This window comes from Aeromonas sp. 55A (assembly GCF_051919665.1).
Classification (GTDB): Bacteria; Pseudomonadota; Gammaproteobacteria; order Enterobacterales; family Aeromonadaceae; genus Aeromonas; species Aeromonas veronii.
Genome location: NZ_JBQBEH010000008.1, coordinates 629,945 through 649,006, shown reverse-complemented (window position 1 = coordinate 649,006; position 19,062 = coordinate 629,945). Strand labels below are relative to the sequence as shown.

At 58.6% G+C, this 19,062-nt stretch carries 15 protein-coding genes; 9 read left to right on the top strand and 6 right to left on the bottom strand.

The features are described 5' to 3' along the window. Positions 1-153 precede the first annotated feature (153 nt). Positions 154-765, top strand: coding sequence for a YitT family protein (locus ACTG2G_RS06890; RefSeq protein WP_005358385.1), 612 nt, complete (start codon positions 154-156; stop codon positions 763-765). Positions 766-875: 110 nt separating this feature from the next. On the opposite strand, the gene ACTG2G_RS06885 is transcribed toward ACTG2G_RS06890, so the two are convergent. From ACTG2G_RS06885 to ACTG2G_RS06865, 5 genes are all read right to left on the bottom strand, one after another. After that, positions 876-1,907: an ABC transporter ATP-binding protein gene (locus ACTG2G_RS06885; RefSeq protein ID WP_421387260.1), complete on the bottom strand. Its 1,032-nt coding sequence runs from the start codon at positions 1,905-1,907 to the stop codon at positions 876-878. After that, positions 1,904-2,962, bottom strand: a complete 1,059-nt coding sequence (locus ACTG2G_RS06880) for an ABC transporter ATP-binding protein (protein WP_439985305.1) — start codon at positions 2,960-2,962, stop codon at positions 1,904-1,906. The genes ACTG2G_RS06885 and ACTG2G_RS06880 overlap by 4 nt, the downstream gene beginning before the upstream one ends. A gap of 31 nt (positions 2,963-2,993) precedes the next feature. Then, a complete protein-coding gene (locus ACTG2G_RS06875) occupies positions 2,994-4,811 on the bottom strand; it encodes an extracellular solute-binding protein (protein ID WP_439985304.1) in 1,818 nt (605 codons plus the stop codon). 149 nt (positions 4,812-4,960) lie between these two features. After that, positions 4,961-6,004 (bottom strand): ABC transporter permease, encoded by a 1,044-nt coding sequence (locus tag ACTG2G_RS06870; protein WP_013724081.1) that lies wholly within the window; start codon positions 6,002-6,004, stop codon positions 4,961-4,963. A 2-nt stretch (positions 6,005-6,006) separates the two neighbouring features. After that, entirely contained in the window at positions 6,007-7,032 is a 1,026-nt protein-coding gene (locus ACTG2G_RS06865; protein WP_031227629.1) for an ABC transporter permease subunit, read from the bottom strand. Between the two features lie 740 nt (positions 7,033-7,772). Between ACTG2G_RS06865 and ACTG2G_RS06860 the strand changes: the two genes are divergently transcribed. From ACTG2G_RS06860 to ACTG2G_RS06825, 8 genes are all read left to right on the top strand, one after another. Next, positions 7,773-10,328: a TonB-dependent receptor gene (locus tag ACTG2G_RS06860; protein ID WP_216951982.1), complete on the top strand. Its 2,556-nt coding sequence runs from the start codon at positions 7,773-7,775 to the stop codon at positions 10,326-10,328. Positions 10,329-10,436: 108 nt separating this feature from the next. Further along, complete coding sequence (locus ACTG2G_RS06855; protein ID WP_421387254.1) at positions 10,437-11,201, top strand: DUF3450 domain-containing protein; 765 nt, start codon at positions 10,437-10,439, stop codon at positions 11,199-11,201. Continuing rightward, positions 11,198-12,571: a MotA/TolQ/ExbB proton channel family protein gene (locus ACTG2G_RS06850; protein WP_439985303.1), complete on the top strand. Its 1,374-nt coding sequence runs from the start codon at positions 11,198-11,200 to the stop codon at positions 12,569-12,571. The genes ACTG2G_RS06855 and ACTG2G_RS06850 overlap by 4 nt, the downstream gene beginning before the upstream one ends. A gap of 10 nt (positions 12,572-12,581) precedes the next feature. Continuing rightward, on the top strand, positions 12,582-13,109 hold the full coding sequence (locus ACTG2G_RS06845) for a MotA/TolQ/ExbB proton channel family protein (protein ID WP_005338936.1): 528 nt from the start codon (positions 12,582-12,584) through the stop codon (positions 13,107-13,109). 58 nt (positions 13,110-13,167) lie between these two features. After that, a complete protein-coding gene (locus tag ACTG2G_RS06840) occupies positions 13,168-13,575 on the top strand; it encodes an ExbD/TolR family protein (RefSeq protein ID WP_005338933.1) in 408 nt (135 codons plus the stop codon). A gap of 16 nt (positions 13,576-13,591) precedes the next feature. After that, positions 13,592-14,227: an energy transducer TonB gene (locus ACTG2G_RS06835; RefSeq protein ID WP_064337222.1), complete on the top strand. Its 636-nt coding sequence runs from the start codon at positions 13,592-13,594 to the stop codon at positions 14,225-14,227. An 11-nt stretch (positions 14,228-14,238) separates the two neighbouring features. Next, positions 14,239-15,483, top strand: coding sequence for a tetratricopeptide repeat protein (locus ACTG2G_RS06830; protein ID WP_216951981.1), 1,245 nt, complete (start codon positions 14,239-14,241; stop codon positions 15,481-15,483). Between the two features lie 510 nt (positions 15,484-15,993). Further along, positions 15,994-16,914 carry a L,D-transpeptidase family protein gene (locus ACTG2G_RS06825; protein ID WP_216979401.1) on the top strand — a complete coding sequence of 307 codons (921 nt, stop codon included), beginning with the start codon at positions 15,994-15,996 and terminating at the stop codon, positions 16,912-16,914. 91 nt (positions 16,915-17,005) lie between these two features. On the opposite strand, the gene sppA is transcribed toward ACTG2G_RS06825, so the two are convergent. Further along, positions 17,006-18,850, bottom strand: coding sequence for a signal peptide peptidase SppA (gene sppA / locus ACTG2G_RS06820; RefSeq protein WP_421387248.1), 1,845 nt, complete (start codon positions 18,848-18,850; stop codon positions 17,006-17,008). Positions 18,851-19,062 lie beyond the last annotated feature (212 nt).

Below are 19,062 nucleotides of genomic sequence, written 5' to 3'. Positions count from 1 at the left end.
AGGCACCAGAATGGGGCGTTCAGCCTGACTGTTGTGATCCTTTTCACAAAAAATAGACTGGACCCCATAACGAAGCCCTGTGGACAGGGCTCGCAGCCTGCCCGCAACGGCAGGCGACAGACACTCTCTCTTTACTTCGCTTGGATACAGGTTATGGACAACACCTCGATTCGCACTGCCCATCCTATTTATGAGGATGTGCTGGCCCTGCTGACGGCGGCCGGCTTTGTTTCCCTCGGCATCTTTCTGTTTCATCAGGTTGGCCTGCTCACTGGCGGTACTGCCGGGCTGGCGCTGCTGCTGCAAAAGGTGACCGGTATCAGCTTCGGCCTGCTGTTTTTCGGCATCAACCTGCCCTTCTATGCATTGGCATGGCTGCGGATGGGGCCACGTTTTACCTTCAACACCTTTGTCTCGGTGGCGGCGGTCTCCTACATGACCGATCACCTCAACGGGGTGTTGCAGATCGGCAAGATAGAGCCTCTCTATGCGGCGCTGATCGGCGGTACCTTGATTGGCATGGGGCTGCTCATCATGTTCCGTCACAAGTCGAGTCTGGGGGGCTTCAACATTCTGGCGCTCTTTATTCAGGATCGCTTTGGCATCCGGGCGGGCAAGCTGCAGATGGGGCTCGATTGCGTCATTGTTGTTGCCTCGTTTTTCGTGGTGCAGCCCTGGATCCTGGCGCTCTCCATCGTGGCGGCGGTTATCTGTAATCTGGTGTTGACACTCAACCACAAGCCGGGCCGTTACCAGATTGCCTGACAAGCGGCAGCCGTGACCCGATAAGACAAGCGTGACCCGATAGCACGAGGCGGCCTGATGGCCGCCTCGTCTGTTTCTACCCTGGGGTTTGTTCGCTGCGCCTAGCTCGCTTAGCTCGCCTGCTCCAGCCTGCTGTCGCCGCTTATAGCGTTGCCGCTGATGGCGTGACCACCAACAGCGAGCGGGGTGTGACAGGCCACCTGATGATGGGACTCATCACACGCCTCAAGCCTTGGCGCCTTGCTTTTGCACAGCTCGGTCGCATGGGGGCAGCGCTGGTGGAAGTGGCAGCCGCTTGGCGGCGAGATGGGGGAGGGCACATCGCCGGTCAGCAAAATGCGCTGGCTGCGCCTGTGCGGGTCCGGTACCGGAATGGCGGAGATCAGTGCCTGGGTATAGGGGTGACGTGGCGCCAGATAGAGCGACTGGGCATCCGCCAGTTCGACGATCCGTCCCAGATACATCACCGCGATGCGATCCGAGATGTGTTTGACCACCGACAGATCGTGGGCGATGAAGATGATGGAGAGATTCATCTCCCGCTGCAGGCTGAGCAGCAGGTTGACAATCTGCGACTGCACCGATACATCGAGGGCCGAGACCGCCTCGTCGCACACCAGCAGCTTGGGCTTGAGGGCGATGGCGCGAGCGATGCCGATCCGCTGGCGCTGACCGCCGGAAAACTCGTGGGGGTAGCGATCCACCGCACTGCCCGGCAGGCCCACTTTTGCCAGCAACTCCTGCACCCAGCAGCGGCGCTGTTCAGTGTTGCCTTTACCGTGGATGATAAAGGGCTCCTCCAAAATTTGGCCCACGGTGTGGCGGCTGTTGAGGGATTCTGCAGGATCCTGAAATACCATCTGCATCTCCTGACGCAGGGAGCGCATCTCCTTCGGGCTGAGGGCGGTGATGTCGCGCCCCTCGAAGGTGATGGTGCCCGCGGTCGGCTCGAACAGTTTGAGCAGGCTGCGTCCGAGGGTGGACTTGCCGCAGCCCGACTCACCCACCAGCCCCAGCGTCTCCCCCTGTTTCAGGTCGAAGCTGATGCCATCCACCGCGTGAACCGTATATTGCTTGCGCAGGAACCCGCCTCCCAGCCGGAAGTGCTGTTTCAGGTCCCTGACCGATAACAGAGTGCTCATACGGTCAACTCCTTCCAGTAGTGACAGGCGACATGGTGGCGCGGATTGAGTTGCTCCACCGCCGGAATGGCGCTGATGCAGAGATCGGTCGCATGGGGGCAGCGGTTGGAGAAGCGGCAGCCAGCGGGCATCTCGTGCAGGGCTGGCACCTGTCCCTTGATGGTCTTGAGCAGGCTCTTGGGCTCATCCTCCAGGCGCGGGATCGAGCTCATCAGGCCGTGGGTATAGGGGTGACGGGGATGGTCAAACAGTTCGAACACATCGGCCTGCTCCACCGCCCGCCCGGCGTACATCACCACCACTTCGTCGCACAGCTCTGCAACCACCCCCAGATCGTGGGTGATAAAGATGATGGCCATCCCGGTCTGGGCCTGCAGCTCTTTCATCAGTTCGAGGATCTGGGCCTGAATGGTAACATCCAGCGCCGTGGTCGGCTCGTCGCAGATAAGCAAGTCTGGCTCGCAGGAGAGCGCCATGGCGATCATCACCCGCTGGCGCATACCGCCGGAGAGGTTGTGGGGATAGACCGCAAAGCGTTGGGCTGGTTCCGGGATCCCCACCTTCTGCAGCATGGCGATGGCCGCGGCTTTACGCTGGGCCTTGTCATACTCGGGGCGATGGAGACGAAACACCTCCATCAGCTGCTCACCGACCGTCTGCACCGGGTTGAGGGCCGTCATCGGCTCCTGAAAGATCATCGAGATGCGGTTGCCGCGCACCTTGTACATCTGATCCGGCGCAAGCGACAGCAGCTCCTCCCCCTGAAAGCGGATAGAACCGGCGACCACCTGACCGTGGGGTTTGGGCAAGAGCCCCATGATGGCGAGCGAGGTAACGCTCTTGCCACAGCCGGACTCGCCGACGATCCCCAGCGTCTGACCCGGGGCCACCTTGAAGCTGGCCCCGTCGAGCACCTTGATCTTGCCGTCATCGACGGCGAACTCCACCTCGAGATCGCTTACCTCAAGGATTGGGGTCTGGTGCTGGCCGTTATCCTCGGCGAACTCCCCCCCGTTATCCGGTACGTCAAGAATGGGGGCCTGGGTGTTGGGCATAACGGCTGCTCCCTTCGCAATGGCCTGAATATCAATGACGTGCATAGGTCTTGTCGAGCAGGTTGATGGGCGCCAGCGCCTCCCCTGCCTCCTTGGCGTTGCGGGTCTCTTCCTTCACCTTGGGATCGAGCCAGAGCAGACCGCCACTACTGTGAGGATAACCGTCCATCGGCCAGTAGAGCAGATCCGGCGTGTTCCTGGTGGCAGGCACTTCCGGCAGCATCACATAACGCCAGCTGCTGGCCCGCACATAGTTGAGCTGCACCCCGGGCACGAAGATGGCGAGATCATAGATGCGCTGCTGGATCTGGCGGGAGATCTCGGCCCGTTTGGCCATGTCGAATTCGACGTTGTAGGCGTCGATCAGTGCGTCCAGCTCCTTGTCCGCTACGTTGAACAGGTTGTTGGTCTGCGGTTTGTTGGCATTGGCGGAGTGGAACGACTCCCAATATTGTGGGTAGAGACCGCCGCCGCCCCAGCCAAGCCAGGCCGCCTCGTGTTTCTTCTCCAGCATCACCTTGAAGCCGGTGGCGCCATCCACTAGGTTAAGCTCCAGATCGAGACCCGCTTTCTTGGCCTCCTCTTTCAACACGGTCAGGCGCTTGGAGTGCTCCTGACTGGTGTAGGTGAGTGCCAGCGTCAGCCGCTCCCCCTTCTCATTTTGCAGGATGCCGTCCGGCCCCGGCTTGTTGTAGCCGCCTTTGGCAAAGTACTCCCGCGCCTTGCCGATGTCATAAGCCCGCTCCGGCAGCGTCATGTCGGTGAACTCGCCAAAACCCGAGCCGAAGGTGGTGGCTCTGTCATAGTCGCCGCGCAGCACGGTCTCGATCATCTTGTCGATGTTGAAGGCGTGCTGGATGCCGAGGCGCACGTTCACGTCTGCCAGTTTGGGGTTGGCCACATTGAGGTGAACTCCCTGACCGCCCTGTTTGGTGTCGGTCATGGCCATCACCTTCTGCACGTACCCCTTCTTGTACTCCGGGGTGACCGCTTTTTCATGCCACCAGTTGGGCAGGATCATCTCGAAGGTATCGATCTCCCCTTTCAGGAAGTGGCGGAAGGCGATGTTGTGGTCGCGGATCACCTGCACCTTGATGGTGTCGATGTTGAATCTGTGCTGGTTGTAGCGATCGTCTTTTGCCCACCAATCCTTCTGCTTGCTGAAGGTGACCGACTTGCCCTTCTTGACGTCGCTGATCACGTAGGGACCTGTGGTGGGCACCACGGCCCAGTTGTACTGCTTCACCCAGTTGGGGGTCAGCTTGTAGTAGTGCTTGGGCTGGGGCCACAGCTCGGTGGTGTTGAGCAGATCCAGCTTGGCCTTGCGGCTGCCCGCTTTGACCATAATGGTGTGATCATCGATCTTCTCTACCGCGACCACTTCAGTGGTGTAGTAGTTGTTGAACCAGGGCCCCTTGATGTGTTTGGAGCGCATCATCTCGTAGCCGAAGGTGTAGTCATCGGCATTGACCGGCTTGCCATCCGACCATTTGGCACGGGGATCCAGCTTGAAGTAGACGGTCTGGCTGTCTGGCGCGATGGCCCAGTGGGTCGCCAGCGAGGGAATGGGGTTGCCGGTATTGGGATGGAAGCTGATGAGTCGCAACTGGTTATCGAGAATAAAGGAGCGGAACGATCCGTTGGAGTCAGGCCCCACGGTGCGAAACGTCAGCGGAAAGCTCTCCACAAACATATTGAGGCTGCCGCCCGGCTGCGCCTTGGGGGAGGCGAACACAGGATCCGTGTCGTTGGTCTCCCATTTGAGATCCGCGGGCAGGCTGGCCGCCCAGACCCAGGATCCGTTTACCAGCACAAAGAGAGCACCTATCCATTTGATTTTATTTTTCATGTTTGACTTCCAGGTCTGGCCCCTGCACTGGGGGTCTTGATTGATCACGGGATTATCCCTTGCTCTCGGGACCGCCGATGGCGGCGGCCCGTCCTTCATTAATCACTGTTCGTTACCCGACGCCTGCCGATGCGCTGGCATCGGCTGGCTTATTGGTAACGGGTAAATTTGCGCGGATCGAACGCCTCGCGGATCGCCTCGCCGATAAAGGAGACCATGATCAGCACCAGACTCACCGCTGCCACCACCGAGCTGACGATCCAGATGGCATCCAGATTGTTGATGCCCTGGGAGAGCAGTTCCCCCCAGCTCGGGGTCGGCGGTGCCAGCCCGAAGCCCAGATAGTCGAGTGCCGTCAGGGTCGAGATATTGCCCACCACGGCGAACGGCGCCAGGGTGACGATCATCATCAGGGTGTTGGGCAGGATGTGGTTGAAGATGATCCGCCCGGTGGTCGCCCCTTGCGCCCGCGCCGCCATCACATAGTCCCGCGCCCGCTCCTTGTAGGTGAGGGTGCGCATATACCAGGTGATCCCCATCCAGCCGAACAGCACGTTGATGGCAACAAACAGGCCGAAGTTGGGCTTGGCCAGCGACACCAGGATCATGATGACGTAGAGAAACGGCACCTGGGACCAGATCTCGATAAAGCGTTGCAGGATGAGGTCGAAGCGGCCGCCGAGAAAGCCCATCAGACAGCCGATGGTTACCCCGATGGCGTAACTGGCAGCCAGCGCGATAAAGGCAAAGCCGATGGCGATGCGAAAGCCGTAAACCAGCCGCGCCAGTACGTCGCGGCCGCTGGTGTCGGTACCGAGGAAGTGGCGCTCAGCCGCGCTGGGGGCGTAGGGCGGGTAGGCATCCTCCTTGAAATCCTGCTCGTAGGGATTCCAGGGCACCGGCGGCAGCAGCACCCAGTCGCCCTGGCCCTCTGCGGCAAATTTGGCCTTGAGCTGGCGGTAGTTGGTTTCGTACTCGTAATCGAGCCCGAACTGCTGGCCGGGGATCACATCGCCATAGGTGGGGAAGTGCAGCTGGCCCTGATAGCTCACCATCAGTGCCCGACTGTTGACCAGCAGCTCCGCCAGCAGGGAGAGCAGCACCAGGGTGGTGAAGATGATGAAGGAGTAGTAACCGCGCTTGATCGACTTGAAGCGCTTGAGTTTTTTCAAGGTAACCGGATTGAGCTTCATGGTCAGTCTCCAAACCGCACGCGCGGATCAACAAGGGCAACACAGATATCGGAGACGATATTGCCAATCAGCATCAGCATGGAGGTGATGGCCAGAATGCCCATGACGGTGGGGTAATCCCGCTCGACGATCGCCTCGTAACCGAGCAGGCCGATGCCGTCGATGTTGAAGATGGTCTCGATGAGGAAGGAGCCGCCAAAGAAAACGGTGAGCACAGACCCCAGGTGACTGGCGATGGGGATCAGACTGTTGCGCATGGCATGGTCGGTGACCGCCTTGCGAAACGGTAACCCCTTGGCCACGGCGGTACGCACATAATCGGCCGACAGGTTCTCCATCAGGCTGTTTTTCATGGTCATGGTGAGGATGGCGAAATCGCCGATGGCGTAGGCGATAAGCGGCAGCAGGGCGTGGGCAAAGACAGTGCGGATCTGATCCCAGCTGCTCTCCATGTACTCAAAGTCGTCTCCCGGAAAACCACCCATCGGCAGCCACTCCAGATGGAAGGCGAAGACGGTGATGAGGAAGATCCCCACCACGTAGGCGGGCAGGGCATAGGCCATGTAGATAAGCATGGAGCTTAACGAGTCGAAGCGGCTGTTGTGCCTGAGCGCCTTGGCCACCCCCAGCGGAATGGAGACCGCATAGCTCAGCAGAAAGGTCGCCAGTCCAAAGAAGGCGGTAACGGGGAGCCGCTCCTTGATGAGATCCCACACCGGCTCGTAGTAGCGGGTCGATTCGCCCAGATCCAGCACCGCCAGCTTCTGCAGCCACTCCCAGTAGGCGACCAGCATCGGCTTGTCGAGACCATAGAAGGCCTTGAGCTCCTCGATCTGCTCATCTGAGAGGGCCTGCGCCCCCTTGCTGCCGCTGGAACGGCCGGATTCATTCTGGGAAACCTGGGCTTGCAGCAGCATGCGTTCGACCGGTCCGCCCGGCACGAAACGGGTTATGGTGAAGACGAGCAGGGTGATACCGAGAAACGTCGGGATGATCAAAAGCATCCGGCGTAGGAAATACGACAGCATGGTGGAACCTCGTCCTTGTTGTTCTTTTTTGCGGCCAGTCAAATCCGGTGACGGGCCTGTCCTTCCTGGCATTACGCGCTGGATTGGTTGCCAAACAGCAGACAATCCGCTTGGCCACTGTAAAAGCTCTGCAACAAAAATCAAGTACAAGGAAATGGAAAACTGGGACAAATGACCCGCTGAGACCAAAAGCACCGAAAAATGACGTTTTTTATCTGAAAAGTGAAAATCAAAACAAAACGCTACTGCTCAACATTATTTTAAAAAATATAAACAGCTGTTTGTTTGAATCTTGTGTTTGTTTATGTGATTGAATTTTAAGTGCTTTTATTTCTGCTGTCAAAGAAGGGAAAACGATATCATCTCGACAAATTTATCTATCTCCCCCATCGGAGTGGTCAGTCACAATAATAATTAAAATAGAGTTTTATTCTTATTTTTGCCAATAAATCGAAATAAGATATAAAGAGACAGCACGTAAACAAATAAGTTCATCAACTTTTAATTCAGCGTCTTTTACATGTTTTAACAACGATTTCACATTGCGCGGGATGTTTTTGGCAGAATTATTCACTAATTATGCCGGTCAAAATTAATACACTCCGCTTATTCCACATCTCACCCTCCCGATCCCCCCACTCCATTGACGTCGCCAGTCAAAGATTGATAAGCCTTACGCATCGCTCCAAAGAGGGCGGTATCAGGAAGCAAACAATAAACAACCAGGAAGGATATAAGCGATGCTTAGGAAGAGCAGAATCTCTGCTGCGATTGCGTTCGCCTTGGCGAGCCTTGCGGCGGCCCCATCCGTATCTGCCGAAGAAGGGCAGAACGTCGAAAAACTGCAGAAAATCAAAGTCACCGGCTCCCGTATCTCTCGTGTTGATGTTGAGGGGGCGACTCCGGTTGTCTCTGTCAGCAAGGCCCAAATTGAACAGTCTGGCCAGCAGACTGTGGCTGATTATCTGAAACAGGCCTCCTACAACTCCTTTGGTGGTTTCTCTCCATCCTCCGGTAGCTCAGCCCAGTCACAAGCCACCGTAGGGCTGCGTGGCCTTGGTGAAGATCGCACACTGGTGCTGCTCAATGGCAAGCGTATCGCCGGTTCTCCCTCCATGGGGGGCACCGCCATCAACCTCAACACCATCCCCATGGCGGCCGTTGAGCGGGTGGAAGTGAACCTGGACGGTGGCTCTGCCCTGTATGGTTCTGATGCCATCGGTGGCGTTATCAACGTGATCCTCAAAGAGGGTTTTGAAGGTTTGTCATTCCAGGGGCGCGTCGGTTCACCGACCGAGGAAGGTGGTGACGAACAGAGTGGTTCCATCGTCAGCGGTATTTCGGGTGAGAAAGGTTCCCTGATGATGGTCTACGAGCATGATGTGAAAGACGAGATCTATTACAAGGATCGTGACTATCTGGCCAAGCAGGGGGCTGAGTCTCCTAGCCTCTATGGTCGCAATATCAAGGGAGTAGACGCGGCAACTGGCAAGACCGTAACCCGTACTCTGAATGGGGTCGACTGTGAAAGCACCGGCGCCGGTTTTGTCACCAAGGGTACGGCTTGCCGCTTCGACTTTGCCCAGGTCGCAGCCAAGACCGCCTCGCGTACTCGCGACACCGTCTATGTCAACGGCCGCTACCATATCAACGACAATGTGGATTTCGTGCCACAGATGATTGGTTCCCGGGTCACCAGTTTTGGTCGTTTCGCCCCTGCTGCAGGTGCCTTCACCGTGGATGGCTCCACCCCTGAAAGCGCTGCAGTCCTGTCTGCCAACAACTTCAGCACCGCCAAGGCTGCGACGGTTTACTACCGCTTCAACAACGTCGGTCCCCGTGACAACGAAGTGACCGACTTGACCGGTACTCTGAACCTGGGTTTTGAAGGGGTGGTTCCGACCGAGGCGGTTGGCGATCTGGAGTGGAACGCCGGTTACATGTACTCCAAGACAGATAACCAGAGTATTGGTAATGGCTATGTATTGGAGCCGGCGGTTCAGACTCAGGTAAACAGTGGAAACTTCGTCAACGGCAGCTTCTCCGCTGATGCCACCAAGGATCTCTCTTATACCACCAGCCGCAACTCCAAGATGGATTTCTTCCAGTGGTATGGCGGTCTGGGTTGGGAGATGGGCGAACTGCCTGCTGGCCCGGTCAGCTGGTATCTGGGTGCCGAGTATAACGATTGGGTTTACTCCGACACCTACGACAGCCAGTCCGAAGCGGGTAACGTACTGGGTTCATCCGGCAACTCCGGTAGCGGTGTGCGCGATGTGTTTGCCACCTACATCGAGAGCCTGATCCCCATCACCGAGCAGATCGAGCTGAACCTGGCGGGTCGTTACGACAAGTACAGCGACTTTGGCAGTGCCTTCTCGCCCAAAGCGAGTCTGCGTTATCAGCCACTCGACCAGCTGATGTTCCGTACCTCCTGGTCCCAGTCTTTCCGCGCGCCGGGTCTGAATGATCTCTATGCGGCGGATGCCCAGTCAGCGGACTTTGCCAAGGACTATGTCTACTGCCAGGCCAATGGTATTGCCAACTGTTCCGAAGAGCAGTACGAGACAACGCGCCAATCCAACAAGAACCTGAAGGAAGAGACCGCCAATACCTTCACTATCGGGGCGGCCTACAATCCGCTGGACAATCTGAACCTGTCGCTCGATTACTACTACATCAAGATTGATGACGTGATCCAGTTGGCTACCACCCAGACCCAGTTCTATCAGGAGCTCAATACCGGCAGCAACCCGAACGTCATTCGTGACGCCAACGGCGATGTCGAGAAGGTCTATGCCGGCATGGTCAACTTGGGGCAACTCAAGACCAGTGGTATCGACTTCAAGGCGGACTACAAGTACGACTTCAACTCCTTCACCCTGCGTTACGACTTTGGCAGCAGCTACATCCTGAAATATGAGGAAGGTCTGTTTGCTGGTGGCCCAATGGTTGACAAGAAGGGCTGGAATGGCAAACCCGATTTCCGTTTCAACTCCGGGATCGGTGCCAACTTCCCACAGCTGTGGAATCTGGATACCTACCTGAGCACCAACTATATCGACTCCCAGAGCCAGGACTATGTGGATGACAAGGAAGAGGGCCATATTGCTTCCAACACCATCTGGAACCTGAACGTTGCGGTCGATACCAGCTGGAATGCCAAGATCCAGACCGGCGTGAAGAACATGTTCAACCGTGGACCTTCCCTGTCAAATGATGGTTACACCTACGATGAATACCTCTACAGCATTGACGGACGGGTCTACTACATCGACTACACCCAGAAGTTCTAATCAACCCCGTTGATATACAACCTCAGCCGGCCCGGTCGGGCCGGCTGTGCCCAACGTCCAAGGAAGTTACGGAGATAGGGTAATCCTATGAAGACAAGGACCATTACAATGAAGAAAGCGCTCCTTGGCAGCCTGGTTTCGGCCGCCTTGTTGACCAGCTTCAATCTGAGTGCCGCCACTGCCGGTCAGGCCGTGGACGTTCAAGCCGCCACCGACAACGCATCCAAAGTTTCCCAGCAGAAGATCGACAGCTATGCCGAATCTGCCGAATCCGCACTGGCCCAGTACAAGGCAGCCCTGCGTCAGGTCGACAGTCTGCGCACCTACAACGAGCAGGTGAGCAAGATGGTCGAGTCCCAGAGTGCCGAGCTGGCGTCGATGCAAAAGCAGATCGCCCAGATTGATCAGACCAGCACCGAAGTTGTCCCCCTGATGCTCAAGATGATCGACTCCCTCGAGCAGTTTGTGGCGCTGGATCTGCCGTTCCAGAAGGTCGAGCGCGAGGACCGCGTAGCAGCCCTGACCGACCTGATGAACCGGGCCGATGTCACCATCTCCGAGAAGTACCGCAAGATCCTGGAGGCCTACCAGATCGAGGAGGGCTTCAGCCGCACCATCGAATCCTACAAGGCGAGCCTGGACAAGGATGGTAGCGAGAAGACCTACGAGTTCCTGCGGGTTGGCCGCATCGCGCTGCTTTATCAATCCCCGGATGGCAATGAGACCGGGATGTGGAACAAGAAGACTCGCCAGTGGGAAGAGTTGCCCCAGGAGTATCGCAGTGCGGTTGAACAGGGCCTTCGCATCGCCAAGAAGCAGGCGCCTCCCGCTCTGATCAAGCTGCCGGTTCAAACTGCGGAGAAAGCATCATGAAAGGAATCAAACTTGCGATTGCCTCCCTGATTGCGGGAGCAACCCTGGTCACCCTGCCGGTGACCGCCGCCGAAAAACCGGTGGATCTCAATGCGCTGCTGAATCAGGTCAAGGCCTCCAGCCTGAGCGAATCCCAACTCAACAAGGAGCGGGAAGCCCGCTTCCTGGCTGACAAGAACGAGCAGGGGGCGCTGCTGGCCAAGGCCAAGGCCGAGCTGGCTGCCGAAACCGCCAAGGGCGAGCAGCTCAAGGCGACCTTCGATGCCAATGACAAGCAGCTGACCGAGCTGACTGAAACCCTGCGCCAGCGTTCCGGCAACATGGGTGAGATGTTCGGCGTACTGCGTCAGTTCGCCGGTGAGTTCAAGGGGATCTTCAACGCCTCCGCCCGTCGGGTCGAGCATCCGGAACAGACCGCGCTGCTGACCCGTCTGGCCGAGAGTAAAGAGCTCCCCTCCAGCGACGATCTGGAAGCGTTCTGGACCACCACCCTCAGCCGCATGGTGGACGGTGGCAAGGTGAGCCAGATCCCGGCGACCGTGGTCTACGGCGAAGGCAACCAGGCCGAGAAGACGGTCACCCAGATCGGTGAGTTCAACACTGTCTCCGAAGGCAAGTACCTCACCTTCGTGCCGGAGACCGGCAAGTTCGAGCAGCTTTCCCGTCAACCTGACAAGGGGGTGCTGGAACCGATCGCCGAGTTTGAACAGGACGGTGACGGGGTCAAGCCCATCTTTATCGACCCGTCTCGCGGCGTGATCCTCTCTCTGCTGGTGCAGTCACCGACTCTCAAGGAGCGGATCGATCAGGGTGGTGAAGTGGGTTACGTCATCATGGTGCTCGGCGTGCTCGGTACCCTGCTGGCCATCTTCTGCGGTATCCGCCTGTCGCTGATCGGCTCGTCCATGCGCAAGCAGCTGAAATCTGATCAGATCATCAAGGGCAACCCCATTGGTGACATGCTGGGGGCCTACCAGAGCCATCGCGGTGACAACATCGAGGATCTGGAGTCCAAGCTCGACGAGATCATCCTGCGCAACGTGCCCAAGTTCGAGAAGGGCATCAGCATCATCAAGCTGATCGCTTCCGTCGCGCCGCTGCTGGGCCTGCTCGGTACTGTAGTGGGGATGATTGCCACCTTCCAGGCCATCACATTGTTCGGTACCGGCGATCCCAAGCTGATGGCGGGCGGTATCTCGGAGGCGCTGGTGACCACTATGCAGGGGCTGGTCGTCGCCGTGCCCATGTTGTTCCTCTACACCATAGTGCAGACCCAGAGCCGTCGTCTGATCCAGGTGCTGGAAGAGCAGAGCGCCGGTTTCGTCGCCCGTTATCAGGAACGTCTGCACGCCTCCAAAGCCGCAGCGTAAGGAGTCACCCATGTGGTTCTGGTTGATTGAAGAAGTCGAGTCGGTCCGCCGGTTTTTGGGATTGGGGGGCGATGTATTGGTCGCCCTGTTCTTCCTGACCCTGATGATGTGGGCCCTGTTGCTGGAGCGCTGGTTCTACTTCATGGCGGTCTACCCCAAGCAGGTGAAGCAGACCAAGGCGACCTGGCTGGCCCGTACCGATCATCTCTCCTGGTCTGCCAAGCAGATCCGGCGCGAGCTGGTCTCACGGGTTGCCATGGCGGTGGACAAGGGGATGCCGGTCATCAAGGTGCTGATCGCTCTCTGCCCGTTGATGGGGCTGCTGGGGACCGTGGTGGGGATGGTGCAGGTGTTTGACACCCTGGCCATCACAGGCACCGGTTCGCCGCGGGCGATGGCATCGGGGATCTCCAAGGCAACGGTACCGACCATGGCGGGCATGATCGCCGCCCTTTCCGGCCTGTTTTTTGTCAACCAGCTCGATCACAAGGCCAAACTGGCGGTGCAAAAGCTGGAAGACAACCTGAAACACGGTTGATGCAGGATGCATACCCCCTGGCCTGCCGGGGGCACAGAACAAGCAAGGAGTTTCTGCTATGAGAAAACGTTACAGCGACAGCGGTGCTGACGAGGCGGCTATCGATTTGACCCCCATGCTGGACATAGTGTTCATCATGCTGATCTTCTTCATCGTCACCACCTCCTTCGTCAAGGAGTCCGGTGTCGAGATCAACCGTCCCAGTGCCAGCACGGCCGAGACGGTGAAGAAGGGCAATATCATGGTCGCGGTGCGCGAAAACGGTCAGGTCTGGGTCGACAAGCGGGTGGTCGAGGTGGGGGCGGTACGCGCCAACATCGAGCGGCTGCGGGCCGAAAACCCGGAGAGCGCCGTGGTGATCCAGGCCGATAACGAATCCCGTTCCGGTCTGGTGGTGCAGGTCATGGATCAGATCCGCATGGCCGGTGTCCAGAACATCTCCATCGCGGCAGACAAGAGCAGCTGATGCCGGAGAGAGACCTATGAGATACCTGATATCGTTGGCGGTCTCCTGTGTGGTGGTGTTCTTTCTGTTTCTGGGAATGAACAAGCTGATCACACCGGATCACCGGGAGCTGGTGGAGAAGGAAGACGTCAGCATGACCGATTTCATCCGCCTCAAGCCCCAGGAGACCCTGCAAGAGAAACAGCGGGAGCTGCCCAAACCGCCGCCGCCCAAGCGTCCGCCACCGCCTCCCGAGATGGAAGTGGCCAGCACGGATCGGCCTAAGATGGAGAGCGCGCCGATGGACATGCCCAAGCTCGACATCCCGGTCAACATCGGTGGTGGCAACGCGCTGGGGGCCTACAGCACCGGCGGCGGTGGTGGCGGAGTCGGTGGCAACAACGGCGCCATTCCGCTGGCAACCTTCGAGCCCATGATGCCCCGCAAGGCGGCGCTGGCGGGCCTGGCCTCCGGCAAGGTGCTGGTGGAGTTCACCGTCACCGAGCGCGGCACCGTCAGCAACGTGCGGATCGTCAAGGAAGAGCCGCGCAGCTATGACCTCGGCAAAGAGGCGCGCAAAACCATCGCCAAGTGGACGTTCAAACCGGCCATGGTGGATGGCAAGCCGCAGGCGAGCCGTATGCAGCAAGAGATCGAGTTTGCGGTCAACTAAGGAAGGTGGCGATGAACAAGTTACACAAGATGATCCTCGCCCCGGTCGCCATGGCGGTGCTGCTCAGCACCGCCAGTTGGGCCGCCGAGCAGCCGGCCCTGTCGGATCGGGCCTATCGGGCGGTCAACAAGGCGCAGGAGCTGATCACTGACAAGCAATACGGTCTGGCGAATGCCAGATTGCAGGAGGCACTCTCCAGCGTGGGTGATCGGGTCTACGACAAGGGGGTCATATTGCAGACTCTCGGTTTCGTAGCCGCCCAGCAGGAGAAATACGGTCAGGCGACCAAGTACTTTGCCGATGCCATCGCGACAGGCGGCCTGCCGCCACCGGTGGCCCAGCAGGTGCGCTACAACCTGGCCCAGCTCTATATGGCTGAGGGTAATTATCAGGGCTCGATCAAGACCATGAAGGAGTGGTTTGCCAACCAGGGCAAGGATGACAAGCCCAACTCCCATGCCTATATCACGCTGGCCAACGCCCACGTGCAGCTCAAGCAGTACCGTGACGCGATCCCGGCGGTGGATCAGGCGATCAAGCTGTCGGCAGGTAAAGCGCCGGAGTCCTGGTATCTGCTGAAGATGGGCGCTCACTACGAGCTGAAACAGTACAAACCGGCGACCGAGGTGCTGACCTCTCTGGTCAATATGTTCCCGGAGAAGAAGAAGTACTGGACCCAGCTGTCGGCCATGCATATGCAGGCAGGCAACGATGGCAAGGCGCTGGCGGCGCTGGAGTCGGCCTACAACCTCGGCATGTTGACCGAGGCTGCCGAGCTGCAGCGTCTCGCCAACTACCTCGCCTTCACCGGCATTCCCCATCGCGCCGCACGGGTGATGGAGAAGGGGATGAAGGACGGGGTGATTGAGCAGAGCGCTGGCAACTACAAGACCCTGGCCAACTACTGGCATCAGGCCAAGGAGCTGGATCCGGCCATCGACACCCTGGCCAAGTCCTACCAGCTGGCCCCGAGCGCCGAATTGCAGCTGAAAATGGCGCGCATGATGATCCAGAGCAAACGCTATCAGGATCTGGTGGCGCTGGCCGCCAAACCGGCAGCCAATGCAAATGGTGAACAGCGGGCGGATCTCAAGTTCCTGACCGGGGTCGCCTATTTTGAGCAACAAAAGCCGAAGGAGGCCCTCAACGCCTTCACCCAGGCGGCTCAGAATGGCAACGTCAGCGGTCGGGCATCCCCCTGGATCAGCTTCCTCAAAGAGCAGAGTGGTGCGGCGGGGGAGGCGGCCGTCCAGTAATTCCAATGACAACGCTTGAAGTCCCTTTTATGGTTGCCTGGTGGCTCCATTAACCGCTCTTCGGAGCGGTTTTTTTATGGTGGCAGCCAGTCCCTGCTGTAGTCGAAGCGCTATTTTCCACCTTTTCGCTCCAATGAAAGTGCCACAGTCAACATTGGCCTATCTCCTCCGAGGTGACAAACGTTTCAGCCAGGGCTGCAACCGTGACACCAGGTGGCACAGCGCTGTGGTCTAAGGGGGCGGGGTTGGTCCGCAGAGAGGGGGCTATGCTGTACATCTCTCTTTCAATGGCGACTTGCCAAGGGGGCTTTTGCTCTGTTGATAAGCATCACACCGAAAACGGCCACTTTTAACAAGAAAAGCAACATATGGAAGTTGAAATTTTGGCCGACTCGGGAAAGAATGCGCGCTCGGTTATTTGGCGCCGTGGTGCAGGTTGACCCGCCACCGGCAGACCGAAGATAAGATGGCCTCCGGCCCATTTGGTACAGGAAACCACACAGGAATTTTATGAACCCCCTTCGCACTGCCGCTTCGGCCCTTTTATGCACACTTGCGCTGATCAGCCAGCAGGCTGCCGCCGTCGAGTACCGTCTGCCTGCGGCCAACAGCCGTCTGATCGGTGAGAATCTGGAATATGTGGTGCCTGCGGACAATCGTCCGCTGGAGCAGATTGCCTCCGAGTTTCAGTTGGGTTTGACCAATATCATGGAAGCCAACCCGGGCGTTGATCCCTATCTGCCCAAAGCGGGCAGCACCCTGATCATCCCTCACCAGTTGATCCTGCCCAACGCGCCCCGCGAAGGGATCGTCATCAACGTTGCCGAGATGCGCCTCTACTACTATCCGAAAGGGAAGAACGTGGTACAGGTATTGCCCATCGGCATCGGTCAGCTGGGGGTGAACACCCCGGAGAACTGGATCACCAAGGTAGAGCGCAAGCGCGCCAACCCGACCTGGACCCCGACCGAAAACATTCGTCGTCGCTACGCCGCGAAGGGAATCACACTGCCTGCGGTCTGGCCAGCCGGCCCGGACAACCCCATGGGCCTGCACGCCCTCTACATCGGCAACCTCTATGCCATCCACGGCACTAATGCCACTTTCGGTATCGGTCTGCGGGTGAGCAGCGGCTGCGTACGTCTGCGTGCCGACGACATCAAGTATCTGTTCGACAACGTGCCGGTCGGTACCCGCGTCCAGTTCGTCAACCAGCCGGTCAAGACCACGGTCGAGCCGGATGGCGGTCGCTACATGGAAGTACACGAGCCGCTGTCGCGCACCGAGGAGGAGTTCAACTCCACCGCCTCCGTGCCGCTCCCGATGACACCGGCTATCACCCGCTTCATCGCTCACGCCGAGTCTGACTCCAACGTGGTCAAGCAGGTGCTGGAACAGCGTACCGGTATGCCGACTCGCCTCAATCCCTGATTGAGCAAGTTGGCGGTGCCGCGCGCACTGGCTGAATAAAGAAAACGGCGACCAGATGGTCGCCGTTTTTTATGGGGCATTCGCCGCTTGCTTACTGCACGCAGACCGGGCAGAGGGCGTAGGTGCCTTGCGGATCGTTGAAGCGGGTGAGCGGGTCGAGACTGCGGTTCACTTCCACCAATGCCTTGCCAAATCCAGCCGGCAGCCAGCTTTGCAACTGGGGGGCCAGCACTTGGGCACTGCTGTCAAACAGCTGGCGCAGGAACTTGTCCTTGGTGGACTCCTCCTGCTCGATGGGGGTCACCTGCCACTCCTTGAGGTTGGCCAGTTCGGCGGCGGCCTTGATGGCGTCATCCAGATTGCCGAACTCGTCCACCAGCCCCAGGGCCTTGGCATCTTCGCCGGTCCAGACTCGCCCTTCGGCCGCTTTCTCGGCCTCTTCCGGGCTCAGACCACGGCCCTTGCTCACCAGACCGATAAAGCGCTGGTAGGTATCTTCCACGCTCAGCTGGATTGCCTGACCGACGTGATCCGGCAGGGCGCGGGTCGGGCCGACGCCGACGTAATCTGTGGTGCCAACCCCGTCGGTATGCACACCGAACTGGGCCAACGCCTTGTCGATGGTGGCGAACATGCCGAACACCCCGATGGAGCCGGTGAGGGTGGTGGGGGAGGCGAAGATCTTGTCCGCATCGGCGGAGATCCAGTAGCCACCGGAGGCGGCATAGCTGCCCATGGAGACCACTACCGGTTTGCCTGCCTGTTTCAGGGCCAGCAGCTCGGCGCGGATCTGCTCGGCGGCGAAGGCGCTGCCGCCCGGGCTGTCGACCCGCAGGACTACAGCTTTGACCTTGTCATCGCGGCGTGCATCGGCCAGCAGGTCGGAGAGGCTATCTCCGCCTATGGTACCGGCAGGCTGGACGCCATCCATGATGGCGCCGCTGGCGACCACCAGACCCACCTCATCCTTGCCGCTCTGGGGATATTGTTCCGGAATGGCAGCCAGATACTCTTTCAGACCGACCCCTTTCCAGCCGTGGTCGTCCGCTTCACCCACCTCTTTAATGACCGCCTGGGTCATCTCGTCGCGGGTGGCCAGCTGATCCACCAGCCCGTTGTCGAGGGCGTAGTTAGCGGCATTGCCACCGGCTTTGCGCAGCAGCTCGAGGAAGCGCTCCTTGCCCGGTGCGACCGCATCGGGTTCGATCTCCCGCTGCTCGGCTACGTCAGCCACATAGGATTGCCACAGCTGATCCAGCCAGCGTTGGTTCGCTTCTTTGCTCTCGGGGGACATCTCATCGCGGGTATAGGGCTCGACGAAGGATTTGTAGGTGCCGACCTTGAATACATGCGGAGTGATGTTGAGCTTCTCCAGCGCCGACTTGAAGTAGGTCTGGTAGACCCCAAGCCCCTCGATCACCACGGCGCCGCTCTGGTTGAGCAGCACGTGATCGGCGTGGGCCGCCAGCAGGTACTGGCCTTGAGTGTAGAAGTCGGCCATGGCGATCACCGGTTTGCCGCTCTCCCGGAAGGAGTCGATGGCACTCGCCACCTCCTGCAGTTTGGTGAAGTTGGCTCCCTGCAGCCCTTGCGGCTTGATCACCAGCGCCTTGATGCGCTCGTCATCCTTGGCACTCTTGATGGCCCACAGCAGGTCGGAGAGGACGATCTCGCTCGGCTGCTCGTCGCTGCTGTCCATCTGGCGCAGCAGTTGTACGGTGGGATCTGTCTGGGAGCGTTGCTCCACCAGCACGCCGTTGAGATTGAGGGTTAGCGCCCCCTCGATGGGCGCCTTGGGCGCCTCTTTCTGGCTGACGCTGAAGACGATGACCAGCACTACGATGAGAAACAGCAGATTGACCAGCATCAGCCGGGTGAAATTGAGCAGGCGCCACAGGCTGCGGAACAACCAACCCAGACCTTTGAAAATAGACATAGTCGCGTTATCGCCCTGTTAATGGGTAGAGAAGAGCCATTATTAACCAGTTGCGGGCGAAATTGCCATTTCCGACTGGCGGATCCCGTCTATCTTCGTTCAGGGCACGGCTGTTCGCTGAAAAATTGTCCAAACATTTGTTTGAAAAAGAATTTTCGATTCTTTACTCTAGCTTCAGTTTGATAACAAAAAATTAACTGGAGGCATCGTGA

Bases quoted from the DNA above. Each gene is read 5' to 3' on its own strand.
- ACTG2G_RS06865 (WP_031227629.1), bottom strand. From the start codon at position 7,032: ATGCTGTCGTATTTCCTACGCCGGATGCTTTTGATCATCCCGACGTTT.
- ACTG2G_RS06835 (WP_064337222.1), top strand. From the start codon at position 13,592: ATGAGATACCTGATATCGTTGGCGGTCTCCTGTGTGGTGGTGTTCTTT.
- ACTG2G_RS06840 (WP_005338933.1), top strand. From the start codon at position 13,168: ATGAGAAAACGTTACAGCGACAGCGGTGCTGACGAGGCGGCTATCGAT.
- ACTG2G_RS06890 (WP_005358385.1), top strand. From the start codon at position 154: ATGGACAACACCTCGATTCGCACTGCCCATCCTATTTATGAGGATGTG.
- ACTG2G_RS06855 (WP_421387254.1), top strand. From the start codon at position 10,437: ATGAAGAAAGCGCTCCTTGGCAGCCTGGTTTCGGCCGCCTTGTTGACC.
- ACTG2G_RS06830 (WP_216951981.1), top strand. From the start codon at position 14,239: ATGAACAAGTTACACAAGATGATCCTCGCCCCGGTCGCCATGGCGGTG.
- ACTG2G_RS06885 (WP_421387260.1), bottom strand. From the start codon at position 1,907: ATGAGCACTCTGTTATCGGTCAGGGACCTGAAACAGCACTTCCGGCTG.
- ACTG2G_RS06850 (WP_439985303.1), top strand. From the start codon at position 11,198: ATGAAAGGAATCAAACTTGCGATTGCCTCCCTGATTGCGGGAGCAACC.
- ACTG2G_RS06860 (WP_216951982.1), top strand. From the start codon at position 7,773: ATGCTTAGGAAGAGCAGAATCTCTGCTGCGATTGCGTTCGCCTTGGCG.
- sppA (WP_421387248.1), bottom strand. From the start codon at position 18,850: ATGTCTATTTTCAAAGGTCTGGGTTGGTTGTTCCGCAGCCTGTGGCGC.
- ACTG2G_RS06880 (WP_439985305.1), bottom strand. From the start codon at position 2,962: ATGCCCAACACCCAGGCCCCCATTCTTGACGTACCGGATAACGGGGGG.
- ACTG2G_RS06875 (WP_439985304.1), bottom strand. From the start codon at position 4,811: ATGAAAAATAAAATCAAATGGATAGGTGCTCTCTTTGTGCTGGTAAAC.
- ACTG2G_RS06825 (WP_216979401.1), top strand. From the start codon at position 15,994: ATGAACCCCCTTCGCACTGCCGCTTCGGCCCTTTTATGCACACTTGCG.
- ACTG2G_RS06845 (WP_005338936.1), top strand. From the start codon at position 12,582: ATGTGGTTCTGGTTGATTGAAGAAGTCGAGTCGGTCCGCCGGTTTTTG.
- ACTG2G_RS06870 (WP_013724081.1), bottom strand. From the start codon at position 6,004: ATGAAGCTCAATCCGGTTACCTTGAAAAAACTCAAGCGCTTCAAGTCG.